1 protein-coding gene is annotated in these 426 nt (G+C 68.3%); it reads left to right on the top strand.

Going from position 1 to position 426, the window contains the following annotated elements; translation table 11 throughout:
• Positions 1-426, top strand: a 426-nt coding sequence (locus BJG92_RS16705) for a hypothetical protein (protein ID WP_232085107.1), incomplete at both ends; no start/stop codon positions are given.

The following is a 426-nucleotide window of genomic DNA, read 5'->3' as shown; positions in this document are numbered from 1 at the left end:
GCTACGACGCTCGCCGCCGCCTTCACGCGGGGCACGGTCACCGTACGGCTTACGATCACGATCTCCACCACCGCTGTACGGCGGCTTACGGTCCCCGCCACCGCTGAATGGTTTGCGCTCACCATCGCGCGCCGGACGGTCCCCGTACGGCTTACGATCACGGTCGCCGCCACCGCTGTAGGGCGGTTTACGATCGCCGCCACCGCTGTAGCTACGACGCTCGCCGCCGCCTTCGCGCGCCGGACGGTCACCATACGGCCTAGAATCACGGTCGCCGCCACCGCTGTAGGGCGGCTTACGATCTCCACCACCGCTGTAGGGCGGCTTACGGTCCCCGCCACCGCTGTAGCTACGACGCTCGCCGCCGCCTTCACGCGGGGCACGGTCACCGTACGGCTTACGATCACGATCTCCACCACCGCTGTA

The organism is Arthrobacter sp. SO5 (genome assembly GCF_020532805.1).
Lineage (GTDB): Bacteria > Actinomycetota > Actinomycetes > Actinomycetales > Micrococcaceae > Arthrobacter.
The sequence above is the reverse complement of the archived record's forward strand: the minus strand, read 5'-3'. Positions and strand labels throughout refer to the sequence as shown.